Annotated in this window: 15 protein-coding genes; 7 read left to right on the plus strand and 8 right to left on the minus strand. The window is 71.3% G+C overall.

Going from position 1 to position 14,755, the window contains the following annotated elements; all coding sequences use genetic code 11:
- Positions 1-70 precede the first annotated feature (70 nt).
- From BLW17_RS04675 to BLW17_RS04685, 3 genes are all read right to left on the minus strand, one after another.
- On the minus strand, positions 71-1,630 hold the full coding sequence (locus tag BLW17_RS04675) for an AI-2E family transporter (protein ID WP_197055300.1): 1,560 nt from the start codon (positions 1,628-1,630) through the stop codon (positions 71-73).
- 283 nt (positions 1,631-1,913) lie between these two features.
- Positions 1,914-3,203, minus strand: a complete 1,290-nt coding sequence (locus BLW17_RS04680) for a saccharopine dehydrogenase family protein (protein WP_081969205.1) — start codon at positions 3,201-3,203, stop codon at positions 1,914-1,916.
- Entirely contained in the window at positions 3,175-4,275 is a 1,101-nt protein-coding gene (locus tag BLW17_RS04685; RefSeq protein ID WP_036735330.1) for a carboxynorspermidine decarboxylase, read from the minus strand. The genes BLW17_RS04680 and BLW17_RS04685 overlap by 29 nt, the downstream gene beginning before the upstream one ends.
- A 210-nt stretch (positions 4,276-4,485) precedes the next feature.
- Here BLW17_RS04685 and BLW17_RS04690 point away from each other — a divergent pair, with 210 nt between their 5' ends.
- From BLW17_RS04690 to BLW17_RS04705, 4 genes are all read left to right on the plus strand, one after another.
- Entirely contained in the window at positions 4,486-4,911 is a 426-nt protein-coding gene (locus tag BLW17_RS04690) for a pyridoxamine 5'-phosphate oxidase family protein (RefSeq protein WP_052176647.1), read from the plus strand.
- Positions 4,912-5,009: 98 nt separating this feature from the next.
- Entirely contained in the window at positions 5,010-5,270 is a 261-nt protein-coding gene (grxC, locus tag BLW17_RS04695) for a glutaredoxin 3 (RefSeq protein ID WP_036736528.1), read from the plus strand.
- Positions 5,271-5,275: 5 nt separating this feature from the next.
- Positions 5,276-6,133, plus strand: coding sequence for a carbon-nitrogen hydrolase family protein (locus BLW17_RS04700; RefSeq protein ID WP_074826283.1), 858 nt, complete (start codon positions 5,276-5,278; stop codon positions 6,131-6,133).
- Positions 6,130-6,576, plus strand: a complete 447-nt coding sequence (locus tag BLW17_RS04705) for a MarR family winged helix-turn-helix transcriptional regulator (protein ID WP_036705032.1) — start codon at positions 6,130-6,132, stop codon at positions 6,574-6,576. The genes BLW17_RS04700 and BLW17_RS04705 overlap by 4 nt, the downstream gene beginning before the upstream one ends.
- Before the next feature lie 49 nt (positions 6,577-6,625).
- On the opposite strand, the gene ubiG is transcribed toward BLW17_RS04705, so the two are convergent.
- On the minus strand, positions 6,626-7,375 hold the full coding sequence (gene ubiG, locus BLW17_RS04710; protein ID WP_036712672.1) for a bifunctional 2-polyprenyl-6-hydroxyphenol methylase/3-demethylubiquinol 3-O-methyltransferase UbiG: 750 nt from the start codon (positions 7,373-7,375) through the stop codon (positions 6,626-6,628).
- Between the two features lie 62 nt (positions 7,376-7,437).
- On the opposite strand from ubiG, the gene pip reads away from it, so the two are divergent.
- Positions 7,438-8,412 (plus strand): prolyl aminopeptidase, encoded by a 975-nt coding sequence (gene pip, locus BLW17_RS04715; protein WP_036736526.1) that lies wholly within the window; start codon positions 7,438-7,440, stop codon positions 8,410-8,412.
- Here the strand turns inward: pip and BLW17_RS04720 are convergent.
- Positions 8,409-9,503, minus strand: coding sequence for an NAD(P)/FAD-dependent oxidoreductase (locus BLW17_RS04720; protein ID WP_036736524.1), 1,095 nt, complete (start codon positions 9,501-9,503; stop codon positions 8,409-8,411). The two genes, pip and BLW17_RS04720, sit on opposite strands and share 4 nt — an antisense overlap.
- Before the next feature lie 69 nt (positions 9,504-9,572).
- Positions 9,573-10,187, minus strand: coding sequence for a translation initiation factor IF-3 (infC, locus tag BLW17_RS04725; protein ID WP_074826137.1), 615 nt, complete (start codon positions 10,185-10,187; stop codon positions 9,573-9,575).
- Positions 10,188-10,302: 115 nt separating this feature from the next.
- Here infC and BLW17_RS04730 point away from each other — a divergent pair, with 115 nt between their 5' ends.
- A complete protein-coding gene (locus BLW17_RS04730) occupies positions 10,303-10,995 on the plus strand; it encodes a hypothetical protein (RefSeq protein WP_074826142.1) in 693 nt (230 codons plus the stop codon).
- Positions 10,992-11,924 carry a glycosyltransferase family 2 protein gene (locus BLW17_RS04735; protein WP_244507311.1) on the plus strand — a complete coding sequence of 311 codons (933 nt, stop codon included), beginning with the start codon at positions 10,992-10,994 and terminating at the stop codon, positions 11,922-11,924. The genes BLW17_RS04730 and BLW17_RS04735 overlap by 4 nt, the downstream gene beginning before the upstream one ends.
- A 21-nt stretch (positions 11,925-11,945) precedes the next feature.
- Here BLW17_RS04735 and BLW17_RS04740 read toward each other — a convergent pair whose 3' ends face one another.
- A complete protein-coding gene (locus tag BLW17_RS04740) occupies positions 11,946-12,989 on the minus strand; it encodes a c-type cytochrome (RefSeq protein WP_052176547.1) in 1,044 nt (347 codons plus the stop codon).
- Between the two features lie 177 nt (positions 12,990-13,166).
- Positions 13,167-14,522, minus strand: coding sequence for an NADP-specific glutamate dehydrogenase (gene gdhA, locus BLW17_RS04745; RefSeq protein WP_036711305.1), 1,356 nt, complete (start codon positions 14,520-14,522; stop codon positions 13,167-13,169).
- Between the last annotated feature and the right edge of the window lie 233 nt (positions 14,523-14,755).

A 14,755-nucleotide genomic window follows, 5' to 3' on the forward strand; every position in this document is an offset into this window, starting at 1 on the left:
TGTGCAAGGGGCCGCAGCGGCGCCCCCAAGGGGTGGGGACCGGGAGGCATCACGCCCCCCGGTCAGCGTCTCACGCAGGCCGCGCCGGCGTGGTCCCGGCGGGCGGCGGGGCGGCGGTGTCGCCGGCGCCGTTCGCGGCCTCGGCTTTCGACGCCGCGACCTCGGCCAGCGCGGCATCGGCCTTGGCCTTGGCCTCGGCCTCGGCGGCGCGCTCGGCCGCCTTTTCCTCTTCGCTCAGCGGCGGCAGGTCGTCGCCGGCAAGGAAGTTGCCGAACTTCTCGAGCCCCGGGATGTGGTCGGCCAGCACCCGCATCACCACGAGCATCGGCACCGCGACGACCATGCCGAGCACCGACCAGAGCCAGGCCCAGAGCGCCACGGTCAGGAACACCACGACGGTGTTGAGCTGCAACCGGCGCGAGACGAAATAGGGCGTGACGAACTGGCCCTCGATCGCGGTGAGGCCGAAGTAGGTGCCGCCGATCAGCAGCGCCGTCCAGATGTCGTCGAACACCACCAGCGCCACGACGAAGGCACCGATATAGCCGAGCGCCGCGCCGATGTAGGGGATGTAGTTCAGCACCGCGGCGGCGATCCCCCACAGCAGCGGCGAGGGCATCCCCCAGGCCCACATGGCGAGGCCCGAGACGACCCCCAGGCCGACGTTGATGATGGTGATCGCGCCGAGGTAGTTGCCGAGGCTCGATTCGATCTCGCGCAGCGCGTTATAGGCGGCGCGCTTTTCCTTGATCGTGTCGAAGCTCTGCACGATCCGCAGATACAGCAGGTCGCCCGACGCCAGCAGGAAGAACAGGAAGATCAGCGTGAAGAACAGTTGGCTGACGATGGCCGGCCCCATGCTCACCAGCGTCGAGGTGAGCGAGGTCGTCTGCGAGGGCGCCGCGACCTCGACCCGCAGCTGGTTGGTGGCGGCGGGGGCATCGCCCGCGCCGGGCTGGGTGACGGTGGACGAGGCGGTGACCGACCCGGCCTCGGTGGTCGTCTGCGGCTCGAGCCCAGCGGGCAGGGTCGTGGCGGGCGGCTGACCCACCGTCCGGCCCACCGGCGCGGTGTCGGGCGCGACCGGCGCCGCGCCCGGCTGGGCGGCGGGCGAGCCGGGCATCGGCATCGTCGCGGGCACCTCGGTCGTGGCGGTGGTGGTGGTCGTCGCCACCGCGCCCCCGTTCGGGTCAGCCTCGACGCTGGTCACGGTCGCGGTCGGCGCACCGCCGCCGGCGATGTCGCCCAGGCCCTCGGCCGCGCGCTCGATGCCGCGGAAGTTCTCGCGGAAGTCGGTGTATTTCTGCTTGAGCTGGCGGCTGATCGACGGCGCGTCATCGATGAGCTGCCCGGCGGGGCCCGAGACGAAGAACCCGAGCACCCCGATCGAGGCGACGATCCCCAGCACGATCAGGCCCGCGGTCGCCCCCGGCGGCACCCCGCGGCGGTCCATCCAGCGCCGGATCGGCACGAAGACGAAGAAGAGCAGCACCCCCAGTGCCACCGGCATGAGGAAGGCCCGCGCCGTCGCCAGCATCTGGAAGGCGAGGATGATGAAGATGCCGATGATCGCCCAGCGCGGCACCAGCGGCTTCGGCTTGTCGCCGCTGCCGTATGCGCTTGGGAACATCTGCCTGTTGTCGCCGCCGTATTTGTTCATTCCCTGTCCCCATGCCCCTCGTCGTCGAGGATGTCCGTCACGCCCCAACCGCCCGCGCCGCACGGACCCGCGGCACAAGCGACTGGCAACAGCCGGTGGCATAATTGGTTCCCTGACGCACGACCCGTCAAGGCAACAAAGAGTCGTGTGCCGCGCTGTCCTTCTCGCGTCGGCGTGAACGGCAGAAGGCCCCGCCGCGGGGCAGGGCCTTCAAGGGGTCTGACGGAGAGGCGGCAGCCGCCGCCCACCCGGATCAGATCGGGCGGTCGCCGTTGGCGTCGATGACCCGCGTGGGCAGGCCCATCTCGCCCAGAAGCTCGAGGAAGGGGCGGGCGGGCAGGTCCTCGACGTTGACCATCCGCTTCACGTCCCAGACGCCGCGGGCGATCAGGATCGCTGCGGCCACCGGCGGCACGCCGGCGGTGTAGCTGATGCCCTGGCTGCCGACCTCGGTATAGGCCTCCTTGTGGTCGGCGACGTTGTAGATGAAGACCTCGCCCTCGACGCCGTCGCGGGTGCCCTTGACCAGATCGCCGATGCAGGTCTTGCCGGTGTAGTCGGCGGCAAGACTTGCCGGGTCGGGCAGCACCGCCTTGACCACCTTGAGCGGCACCACCTCGAGCCCCTCGGCGGTCTTGACCGGCTGCTCGCTCAGCAGGCCGAGGTTCTTCAGCACCGTGAAGACGTTGATGTAATGCGCCCCGAAGCCCATCCAGAACCGCACGTCGGACTGCGGATAGCGGGCCGAGAGGCTGTGCACCTCGTCATGCCCCGCCAGATAGGCGGTCTGCTTGCCGACCACCGGCAGGTCCCACTCGCGCCCGATCTCGAACATCTCGTTCTCGCGCCACGCGCCGCCCTGCCAGGAATAGACGGTGCCGGTGAACTCGCGGAAGTTGATCTCGGGGTCGAAGTTGGTGGCGAACCAGCGGCCGTGATTGCCGGCGTTGATGTCGACGATGTCGATCGAGGTGATCTCGTCGAAATATTCGTCCTCGGCCAGCCGCGCATAGGCGTTGACCACGCCGGGGTCGAACCCCGCGCCGAGGATCGCGGTGATCCCGGCGGCCTCGACGTCGCCGCGCATCGGCCATTCGTGGTTGCCGTACCACGGCGGCGTCTCGCAGATCTTGTCGGGGTCTTCGTGGATGGCGGTGTCGATATAGGCCGCACCCGCCGCGATGCAGCCCTTGAGGACGGTCTTGTTGATGAAGGCCGTGCCGACGTTGATGACGATCTTCGCGCCCGTCTCGCGGATCAGCGCCGCGACTTTGTCCGCGTCCATCGCGTCGAGCGCATGGGTGGTGATCGTCAGGCCGGCGGCGGTGCCCTTGTCCCGGATGCTGTCCACGATGGCGTCGGCCTTGGCCTGCGTCCGGTTCGCCATGTGGATCGCGCCGAACTCGGCCGCGTGCTGCGCGACCTTGTGGGCGGTGACCTGAGCCACGCCGCCGGCGCCGATGATGAGGACGTTGGGTTTCTCCACCGCAGCAGTCTCCTTTCGAATCAAGGCCTCAGGACAGCGAGTCCCGGTAGTCGTCATAGCCGAAGCGCCGGACGGTGGTGATCGTTCCGTCGCGCTCGCGGATGCAGATCGCGGGCATGGCCACGCCGTTGAACCAGTTCTTCTTGACCATCGTGTAACCGGCGGCGTCCTCGACGCTGATCCGGTCGCCCACCTTGAGCGGCTGGGCAAAGCGCGCCTCGCCGAAGATGTCGCCCGCGAGGCAGGACTTGCCGGCGATCTGGTAGGGGTGGTCGCCCGCCTGCGGCAACTTGGCGTTCTCGCGGTAGATCAGCAGGTCGAGCATATGCGCCTCGATGCTGCTGTCGACGACCGCGACCTGCTTGCCGTTGTCGAGGATGTCGAGGACAGACACCTCAAGCGTCGTGGTGCCGGTGATGCTCGCCTCGCCCGGTTCCAGGTAGACCTGCACCCCGAAGCGCTCGGCGAACGCCTTGAGCCGGTCGGCGAGCGCATCCAGCGGATAGCCCTCGCCGGTGAAATGGATGCCGCCGCCGAGGCTGACCCACTCGAGCTTTTCCAGGAAGCTGCCGAACTCGGCCTCGATCCGGTCAAGCTGGCCCGCGAACAGGTCGAAGTCGCGGTTCTCGCAGTTGTAGTGGATCATCACCCCCGAGATGCGGCCCAGCGCCGCCTCGAGCCGCGCCATGTCCCACTCGCCCAGCCGCGAGAACGGCCGCGCCGGGTCGGCGAGGTCGAAGCCGCTGGTCGAGAACCGCGGGTTCAGCCGCAGCCCGCAGGCGATGCCCTGGGTGCGGTCGTGGAACCGGTCGAGCTGGCCGAGGCTGTTGAAGATGATCTTGTCGGCATAGCCCACCGCCTCGTCGATCTCGTGATCGGCCCAGGCGACGGAGTAGGCGTGTGTCTCGCCCCCGAACTTCTCGCGCCCGAGCCGCAGCTCGTAGAGCGAGGACGAGGTGGTGCCGTCCATCGACTGCGCCATCTGGTCGAACACCCCCCAAGTGGCGAAGCACTTGAGCGCCAGCAGCGTCTTGGCGCCCGAGCGTTCGCGCAGGCGCACCATCTTCTCCATGTTCGCCGCGAGGCGGGCGCGGTCGATCAGGTAGAACGGGGTCTGCGGCTCGGTCATGGGCGGGGCCTCGGACGGCTGGGGAAGGGGCGTGGCGCGGGGGTTGGCGGGGCGCGCGGGGGAAAGGCGCGATATAGGGGGCGGGCGGCAGGCTGGCAAGGAACTGCAACGGTTGGGTGACGGCCGCTGGTGGCCCTCGGAACGGTCGGGGGGGACGCGCGTTCCGCTGTGCGCCGGGCCAACCCGGCCAGAAACAGGGGAGACGAACCGATGGCCGACAGGCTGACCCGCGAGGACGTGGCCAAGGCCATGCGCGACATGGATCTGTGCTTCATGGCCACCCACGGCGAGGGCGGCGCGATCTCGAGCCGGGCCATGTCCAACAACGCCCAGGTGGACTGGGACGGGGACAACTGGTTCTTCTCGAACGGCGACACCCGCAAGGTGCGCGAGCTTGAGGCCGATCCGAACGTGACGCTGGACTTCCAGTCGAAGGACACGTGGATCTCGGTTCGCGGCCAGGCGCGGCTGCACCGCGACGACCGGGCGCTGTTCGAGGCGCACTGGACCAAGGACCTCGACCGCTGGTTCGAGCAGGGGATCGACACCCCCGGCCTCACGCTGATCGAGGTCGTGGCCGAGGTGGCCGAGGTCAACGGTCGCCCCGGCGAGGGCACGGTGGACCTGCGCAGCTAGTCCGGCCCCGGCGCGGACCGGCGCGGCGGGCGCCTTACGGGGTGGAAGTCGCGCGGTTCCGCCGCCATCTTGCACCCCAGACATCTTCGGAGACCGCCATGACCGCCCGCGTCGAAATCTACGCCACCCAGTCCTGCCCCTACTGCCACATGGCCCGCGGCCTTCTGGGCCGGAAGGGCGTCTCGTACGAGCTGATCGACGTCGGCCGCACCCCCGACCTGCGGGCCGAGATGACCCAGCGCGCCGGCGGGCGGCGCACGGTGCCGCAGATCTTCATCGACGGGGTCCACGTCGGCGGGTCGGACGACCTGCACGCGCTCGACCGGCAGGGTAAGCTCGATTCGATGCTGGGGCTGTGAGGCACCTGCGCGCCGGGCTGGTGCAGCTCTCGGTCGGGGACGACCCGGCCGCGAACCTGCCCGTGACGCTGGATTTCATCCGTCAGGCCGCCTCGGGCGGGGCGCAGTTCGTGCTGACGCCCGAGGTGACCAACCTGCTGACCCCCGACCGGGCAAGGCAGGCGCGCCTCTTGCACCGCGAGGCCGACGACCCGACGCTCGCCGCCCTGTCGGCCGAGGCCGAACGGCTAGGGGTGTGGCTGCTGATCGGCTCGCTGTCGCTCCTGAGCGACGCCGCCGACGAGCCGCGCTTCGCCAACCGCAGCCTGCTGATCGCCCCGAACGGGGGCATCGTCGCGCGCTACGACAAGATCCACATGTTCGACGTCACCGTCTCGGCGACCGAGAGCTACTGCGAGAGCGCCGCCTTCCGCCCCGGCGACCGGGCGGTGCTGGCGTCCGGCCCGGTCGTCGGCGGCGCGCCGGTCGGGGTCGGGATGACGGTCTGCTATGACCTGCGCTTCCCGCATCTCTACCGGCGGCTCGCCCGCGCCGGGGCGCAGATCCTGACCGTGCCCGCCGCCTTCAACGACACCACCGGCGCCGCCCATTGGGAAGTGCTGCTGCGCGCCCGCGCCATCGAGACCGGCTGTTTCGTCCTCGCCCCCGCGCAATGCGGCACCCACCCCGCGCCCCATTCCCCCGACCGCCCCCCGCGGCGCAGCCACGGCCATTCGCTCGCCGTCGCGCCCTGGGGCGAGGTGCTGGCCGACGGCGGCACCGCGCCGGGGGTGACGCTGGTCGACCTCGACCTCGCGCGGGTCGAGGACGCCCGCCGCCGGGTGCCGGCGTGGCGGCACGATCCGGTGATCTGGGGGCCATGAGCGACGACGCCGCCAATGCGCTGGCCGCGAGCCTGTTCGCCGAGCTGATGATCGGTGAGCAGCTGGCCAACCGGCTGGTGACCCGCAGCTTGCCGGGCGGGATGCAACTGTCGCATTTCTCGGTGCTGAACCTGCTCGCCCATCTCGGCTGCGAGCGCAGCCCGGCCGAGCTGGCCGAGGCGTTCCACGTCCAGCGCAGCGCCATGACCAACACGCTGGCGCGGCTGGAGTGGGCCGGTCACGTCCACATCCGCCCCGACTGGGACGACGCGCGCCGCAAGCTCGTCTCGATCAGCCCGGCCGGGCGGGCGGCACGCGACGCGGCGCTGGCCGCGTTCCTGCCGCGGCTGGCCGAGGTCGTGCGCGACATCGGCCCGGCCGAGGTCCGCGCGGCGCTGCCGGTGCTGCGGCGGCTGCGCGAGCGGCTCGAGGACGAGGCGTGAGGCGCGGCCTGACGGGTCTTTGGGCCAGAAAGAAGCTGCGGGCGGCGCGTCAGTCGCGCACCCCGGCCATGAGATAGTTCACCGACAGATCGCGCGGCGACAGCGACCAGCCGAAGGTCACCGGGTTGAACACCATGCCCGCGCGGTCCACGACCCGCACCCCAGCGGCCGCGAACATCCCCGCCAGATCGTCCGGCCGGATGAACCGCCGCCAGTCGTGGGTGCCGCGCGGCAGCCAGCGCATCACCCACTCGGCGCCGACGATGGCGGCGGCGAAGCTCTGCGGCGTGCGGTTCAGCGTCGAGGCGACGAGCAGCCCGCCCGGCCGCAGCAGCCGCGCGCAGGTGGTGACGAAGGCCTGCGGGTCGGCGACGTGCTCGACGATCTCGAGCGCCAGCACCACGTCGAAGCGCTCGCCCGCCTCGAGCAGCGCCTCGGCGGTCGTGGCGCGGTAGTCGATCTTGAGCCCCGACTGCTCGGCGTGCAGCCGCGCGATGCGGATGTTGCCCTCGGCCGCGTCGGCGCCGGTGACGGTGGCCCCCAGCCGCGCCATCGGCTCGGACACCAGCCCGCCGCCGCAACCGATGTCAAGCAGCCGCAGCCCCTCGAACGGGCGCAGGCTGCGGGGGTCGCGGGCGAACTCGGCCGCGATCTGGCCGGCGATATAGTCGAGCCGCACCGGGTTCAGCATGTGCAGCGGCTTGAACTTGCCCTTCGGATCCCACCACTCGGCGGCCATCGCCTCGAACTTGGCGACCTCGGCCGCGTCGATGCTGGACTGGGGCGCGGATGTGGTCATGGCGGTCTCCTTGGTGGCCGTGGGGCGTGGCGACGGGGCGCCGGGCGGTGTATAGCTGGGACATGGACCGCTTGGCAGCGCAAAACACTGCGGCATCGCCGCACGGCCGGCTGTATCCGCCGATCGAGCCGTTCGACCGGCGGCGGCTGGATCGCGGCGACGGCCACGTGATCTATGTCGAGCAATGCGGCAACCCCGCGGGCATCCCGGTGATCGTGCTGCACGGCGGGCCGGGGGGCGGCTGCAGCCCGGTCATGCGCCGCTTCTTCGACCCCGCGCGCTGGCGGGTCGTGCTCTTCGACCAGCGCGGCTGCGGCCTTTCCACCCCGCAGGCCGAGGTCGCCGCCAACACCACCGCGCATCTCTTGGGCGACATCGACGCCATCGTGGCGGCGCTGGGGCTGGGACCGGCGGTGCTGTTCGGCGGCAGCTGGGGCGCGACGCTGGCGCTCGCCTACGCGCAGGCGCGGCCCGCGGCGGTGCGGGCGCTGGTGCTGCGGGGCGTGTTCCTCGGCCGGCAGTCCGAGCTCGACTGGTTCTACCAGGGCGGGGCCGGGCGGTTCTGGCCCGAACTCTGGGCGCGCTTCGCCGCCCCGATCCCCGCCGCCGAGCGGGGCGACATGATCGCCGCCTATCACCGGCGCCTGTTCTCGGGCGACCGCGAGGTCGAGACCCGCGCCGCCCTCGGCTGGACCGCGTGGGAGAATGCGCTCGCCGCGATGGACAACCCCTGCCCCGGCGTGCCGCCCCCGGCCTACGCCCGCGCCTTCGCCCGGCTCGAGTGCCATTACTTCGCCAACCGCTGCTTCCTCGACGAGGGCCAGTTGCTGCGCGACCGCCACCGCATCGCGCATCTGCCCGCGGTGATCGTGCAGGGCCGCTATGACATGGTCTGCCCCCCGCATAGCGCGTGGGAACTCGCCTGCGGGTGGGACGCGGCCGAGCTGCGGCTGGTCCCGGCCTCGGGCCATGCGCTGACCGAGCCGCGGATCGCGGCCGAGCTGGTGCGCGCGACGGACGAACTCGCCGCCCTCTAGTCGAGCAGCGCCGCCACGTGGTCGCCGATGGCGAGCGAGGCGGTGAGGCCGGGGCTTTCGATCCCGTAGAGGTTGACGAGCCCCGCGATCCCGTGCGCGGCCGGGCCGTCGATGCGGAAATCGGCGGCAGGCTCGCCCTCGCCGGACAGCTTGGGGCGGATGCCGCAATAGGTCGGCGCAAGTGCGCCCGCGGGCAGGCCCGGCCAGTAGCGGCGGATCTCGGCCTCGAAGTGCGCGCGGCGGGTGGGGTTCACGCGGTAATCCACGGTGTCGATCCACTCGACGTCCGGGCCGAAGCGCATCGCCCCGCCGAGATCGAGCGTCAGGTGCACCCCCAGCCCGCCCGGCTCGGGCACCGGGTAGATCAGCCGCCGGAACGCCGCGCGGCCGGGCACGGCGTAATAGCTGCCGCGGGCGAAGCGCGTCTCGGGCACGTCCGTCAGCCCGTCGATGCGGGCGGCGACGTCCGAGGCCCAGAGCCCGGCGGCGTTCACCACCCGGTCGGCGGCCAGCGCAAAGGGCCCGTCGGCGGTGTCGGTGTGGACGACGAAGCCCGCCGGCCCCGTCTCGACCCGCGTGACCCGCGTGCCCAGCGCCAGCAGCGCGCCCGCCGCCTCTGCGTCATGCCGCAGCGCCGTCATCAGCGCGTGGCTGTCCACGATCCCCGTCTCGGGCGAGAGCAGCGCGCCGGTGCAGGCGAGCGCCGGCTCCATCCCCTGCGCCTCGGCGGCGGTGAGCGGCGTCAGCGCGACGCCATTGGCTGCCGCCCGCGCGCGGATCGCCGCGAGCACCTCGGCCTGCGTGGCGTCGGTCGCCACGATCAGCTTGCCGCAGCGGTCGTGGGGGATGCCGCGCGCGGCGGCGTAGTCGTAGAGCGCCGCCCGCCCCGCGACGCAGAGCCGCGCCTTGAGGCTGCCCTCGGGGTAGTAGATCCCGGCGTGGATGACCTCGGAGTTGCGCGAGCTGGTGTGGGTGCCGATCGCGTCCTCGGCCTCGAGCAGCGCGACCTCGACCCCGCGCAGCGCCAGCGCCCGGGCAATGGCAAGGCCCACGACGCCCGCGCCGATCACGATGCAGCCGACCCGGTCCATGTCGTCCCCCCGACAGAGAAACGGCCCGCCCGAAGGGCAGGCCGCTCAGCGTTTCGCGCGATCCGCGGCTCAGCGCGGTGCGATCATCATCACCATCTGCCGGCCCTCGAGCTTCGGCATCGATTCGACCTTGCCCGCCTCGCCCACGTCGTCGCGGACGCGGTTCAGAAGCTCGATCCCGAGCTGCTGGTGGGCCATCTCGCGGCCGCGGAAGCGGAGCGTGATCTTGACCTTGTCGCCCTCTTCCAGAAACTTCATCACCGAGCGCATCTTGACGTCGTAATCATGGGTATCGGTCCCGGGACGGAACTTGATCTCCTTGATCTCGATGATCTTCTGCTTCTTGCGGGCCTCGGCCTCACGCTTCTGCTGTTCGTACTTGAACTTGCCCAAGTCCATGATCTTGCAGACCGGCGGCACGGCGTTGGGCGAGATCTCGACGAGGTCGAGCCCGGCTTCCTCGGCCATGGCGATCCCGCGGGCGGGCGTCACCACGCCCACATTCTCGCCATCGGCGCCGATCAGGCGGATCTCGGGGACGCGGATGCGGTCGTTGGTGCGGGGGCCGGTGTCGCGGGTGGGCGGTGCGTTGTGCGGGCGGCGAGCTATGGGCGTAGTCCTTCGATCGTTGGAAATCCTGGGGCGGAGATAATCAACCGCAGGCCGGGTTTCAACAGCGATCATGGGCGCCGCGGGGGTCGTGGGGCGGCTTTTCGCGGCGCGCCGGCTGTGCGAGAAGCGGCCAGTCGCTAGCCGCGCCCGCCGGGGGCCGCGGACCGGCCTGACGAATGAGGGTGAGATGGCGCGTCTGGGGACCGTGATTCTGGTGATCGTGCTGCTCTTGGGCGGCGTGTGGCTGTGGCAATCGCGCGAGACGCTGATGCCCGGCACTGCGCCCATGACCTCGGCGCCCGACCCCGCGCCCGTGACCCCGGCGCCGACCCCCACCCCCTCTGCCCCTGCCGCCCCGGCCGAGCCGGCCCCCGCGGCCGCCGCCGACGCGGCGGGCGATGCGGCCGACGCCGCCGCGGATGCCGCCGCCCTCGCCGCCGATGCCGCCGCCGAGGCGACCCGCACGGTGGACGGCGCGGCCCCTGCCCCCGCCTCGGACGCGGCAGCCGAGGCGCAGGCCGCGGCCGAAGCCGCGATACGCGCCGCCGACAGCGCGGCCGATGCCGCCGCCCATGCCGCGGCCGGCGCCGCCTCGGGCGACGGCGCGACGGCGGCCACCGCCGCCACCGCCGCGGGCGAGGCCGCCCGCGATGCCGCCCAGGCCGGGCGCGAGGCGGCCAGCGGCGCCCGCTCGGCGGCCGAGATCGACCGGCTGCTGACCGTCGAGGGCTTCGACCTCGACGCCGTGCTGGGGCTGATCGAGACGAGCAATCTGGACGCGGCGCAGAAGGCTTCGCTGTCCACGGTGGTGCGCTCGGCCGCGCGCAGCCCCTCGATGCTGGGCGGCGTGCTCGAGCAGGTCCGGGCGGTCCTGCGGTGAGCGATCCGGCGCGCCCCCCCGGGGCGCAGGCCGCCTCTGTGCCCGCGGCGCCGCGCAGCCACCCGCCGCTCGAGGCGTTCCTTTCCTCGCCGGGCACGCACCTTGCCCGCGGGCCCATCGCCATCCTGCTGGTCGAGGACGAGGCCGAGGTCGCCGCCACCCTCGCCCACCACCTGCGGCTCGGGTTCCGCAAGATCCTCGCGCTGTCGCCCGAGCCGCTGGCGGCGGGGCAGTTGCCGCCCGACGACAAGGGCCGGATCGTCAACCTGCGCTTCGACGCGCGCCGGCCCGGCGCCCATGTGCGGGGCGTCAACGCCGTGATCGAGCGCGCCCCGGCGGGGACGTGGATCTATTACGGCTACAACGCCGAGTTCCTGTTCTTTCCCTTCTGCGAGACCCGCACCATCGGCGAGATGCTGACCTTCCACGCCGAGGAACGGCGGCGGGCGATGCTGACCTATGTGGTTGATCTCTACGCCCCCGACCTGAGCCGCAGCCCGGACGCGGTCAGCATGGCCGAGGCGATGTTCGACCGCTCGGGCTACTACGCGCTCGGCCGCCCCGACCGGCAGGGCGGCTGGAAAGAGCGGCAGCTGGACTTCTTCGGTGGCCTGCGCTGGCGCTTCGAGGAACATCTGCCCGCCGACCGCCGCCGCATCGACCGGATCGCGCTGTTCAGGACCGAGCCGGGGCTGCGGCTTCTGCCCGACCACCGGCTGTCGGTCGAAGAGATGAACACCTTCGCCTGCCCGTGGCACAACAACCTGACCGCGGCGGTCGCCTCGTTCCGGGTCGCCAAGGCGCTGGCCCGCAACCCCGGCTCGCGCGACGAGATCACGAGCTTCGCCTGGCGGGGCTCGCACCCGTTCCGCTGGAACTCGCAGCAGCTGATGGAGCTGGGGCTGATGGAGCCGGGCCAGTGGTTCTAGGCCCGGCCCGGCGCTGGCCCCCTACTCGGTCGACGCCCCGCCACCCTTGGCATCGCGCGCCTTGATCTCGGCGGCAAGATAGTCGGCGATCGGCTTGAACGGGCCGAACTTGTGCTGTTCGGCCGGGAAATCGCCGGCGAAGGGCGGGAATGGCATGTCGGGCGACTTGCGCAGCAGGTCGGGGAAGTCCTTGTCCATCCCCTCCTTGTGGCCGCGGTCCATCGACGAGAGATAGGCCGCTACGTCGTAGGCCTGATCTTCGGTCAGCTGCCGCGCGGTGTGGTCGGCACCCTGCGGCATGTTGTTGAGGATGAAGCGGTACGCCGTCAGCACCCGGTACATCCCGGCCCCGTCGTTGTAGCTGTCCGTGCCCGCGACCGGCGGGAAGACGTAGCCCTGGGCATCCCCTGCCTCGCCCATCCGCTGGCCGGTGCCGTCCTCGGCGTGGCAGACGACGCAATGCTCGGCAAAGACGGCCTTGCCCGCGGCCGGATCGGCGGCGCGGTTCGGCGCGGCCACCCGCTCGACCCCGGCGCCCTTCAGCGTGGCGCCGACCGGGATGCCGCGGGACAGGAAGTGGATGTAGGCCGCAAAGCCCCGCATCTCGGCGCTGTCGAGCGGCAGCGCCTTGCCGGCCATCGACCGCTCCATGCAGCCGTTCACCCGATCCTCGACCGTCTGCAGCGCGTTCTCGCGGGCGCGGTACTGCGGGAACACCGCCGTCACACCGGTCCACGGCATGGCATAGGGCTTGGTCGCGTTCTCCTGATGGCAGCTCGTGCAGGCGAGGTTGTTGCCCGAGTAGCGCATGGCGGGATCGGCGACCTCGGGGCCGATCACGGCCGGGGTCTCGGTCGCCAGCCTGAAGCCGTAGCGGACCATCTGCCCGTAGTCGTCGTCGGGCAGCGCGTCGATGTCGCCCACCTCCCACGTGGTCAGGTCGATCTCGGCGGGGGCGGCCGCGGGGGGCGCGGCAGGCGCCGGGGCGACCTGCGCCGAGGCGAGCATCGTCGTCATCAGCAGGATGGCGGGGGCGGAGAGCAGGCCAAGCCGATCGAGGCGCATGGTCCGGGGTCCTTTCCGTTGCTGTTCGCCGGGCGCGCAGGCCCCTTACAACAGCTACGCCCGACCCAAGGATGGGGTTCCGGGCGCCGGCGGCGGAAAGGCGCGGCGGGTGGCCTGCGGGCCACGCCCCCGTCGGGGTGCTGCCGGGCCGGTGGGTGAGACCGGCCCGACTGATGCTCAGATGACGCCCAGCGCCCGCATCGCCTCGGCCACCTTGACGAAGCCCGCGATGTTGGCGCCCAGCACATAGTCGCCCGGCGCGCCGTATTCCTCGGCGGTCTCGGCGCAGACATCGTGGATGTTGGTCATGATGTCCTCGAGCCGGTCCACCGTCTGCTCGAACGTCCAGCTGTCGCGCGAGGCGTTCTGCTGCATCTCGAGCGCCGAGGTGGCGACCCCGCCTGCGTTCGCGGCCTTGCCGGGGGCATAGAGGATGCCCGCCCGCTGCAGCGCCGAAATCGCCTCGGGCGTGCAGGGCATGTTGGCGCCCTCGGCCACGACCTTGACGCCGTTCTTGATCAGCGTCGCGGCCTGCTTGCCGTTCAGCTCGTTCTGCGTCGCGCAGGGCAGCGCGATCTGGCACGGCACGTCCCAGATGGCGCCCTTGCCGGCCTCTACGAAATACGTCCCGGTGCCCTTGATGCGGTGATACTCGGAGATCCGGCCGCGCCGCTTTTCCTTGATCTCGCGCACCAGATCGAGGTCGAGCCCGCCCTCGTCGACCACATAGCCGCCCGAATCCGAGCAGGCGACGACCTTGGCGCCGAACTCCTGCAGCTTCTCGATGGCGAAGGTGGCGACGTTGCCCGAGCCCGAGACGACCGCGGTGCGCCCCTCAAGCCCCTCGCCCTGCGCCTCGAGCATCGAGCGGACGAAGAACACCGTGCCGTAGCCCGTGGCCTCGGGGCGGGCGCGGCTGCCGCCGTAGCTGAGGCCCTTGCCGGTCAGCACGCCGGCCTCATAGCGGTTGGTCAGGCGCTTGTACTGGCCGAACATGTAGCCGATCTCGCGCCCGCCCACGCCGATGTCGCCCGCCGGGACGTCGGTGTATTCGCCCAAGTGGCGGTAGAGCTCGGTCATGAACGACTGGCAGAACCGCATGACCTCGCCGTCCGAGCGGCCCTTGGGGTCGAAGTCCGACCCGCCCTTGCCGCCGCCGATCGGCATCGTGGTGAGCGCGTTCTTGAACGTCTGCTCGAACCCCAGGAACTTGATGATCCCCACGTTGACCGAGGGGTGGAAGCGGATGCCGCCCTTGTAGGGGCCGAGCGCCGAGTTGAACTGGACGCGGAAGCCGCGGTTGATCCGCACGCGGTTCTGGTCGTCCACCCACGGCACCCGGAAGATGATCTGCCGCTCGGGCTCGCAGATGCGCTCGATCAGCCCTTCCTCGAGGAACTGGGGGTGCTTGGCGACGACGCGGCCCAGGCTCTCCATCACCTCGATGACCGCCTGGTGGAACTCGGGCTCGCCCGCGTTGCGCTGCTTCACCGTCTCGAGGATGGTTTCGAGTTTCTCGTCGATCCGTGCCATCTGCCTGATTCCTCATCACCGTGCCGTTGTCCGGTTCATTCAGGAAACTGCCGGCCGTGGCAATGCGATGCCTTGGCGCGGGGCGGCGGGCCCGGCGCGCCCGGCCGCATCCCGGCCGCGCGGGGCGGGCCGGACCTCGTGCCCTTGCGGCATTTGGCACCGGGATGCTAGAGCGAGAGCCAGCCTTTCCCGCCCTGGCCGGGCTTGGCGAGGCCAACGGACGCGGTGGGGGA

Origin of the sequence: Paracoccus sanguinis (assembly GCF_900106665.1) — a bacterium.
Taxonomy (GTDB): Bacteria; Pseudomonadota; Alphaproteobacteria; order Rhodobacterales; family Rhodobacteraceae; genus Paracoccus; species Paracoccus panacisoli.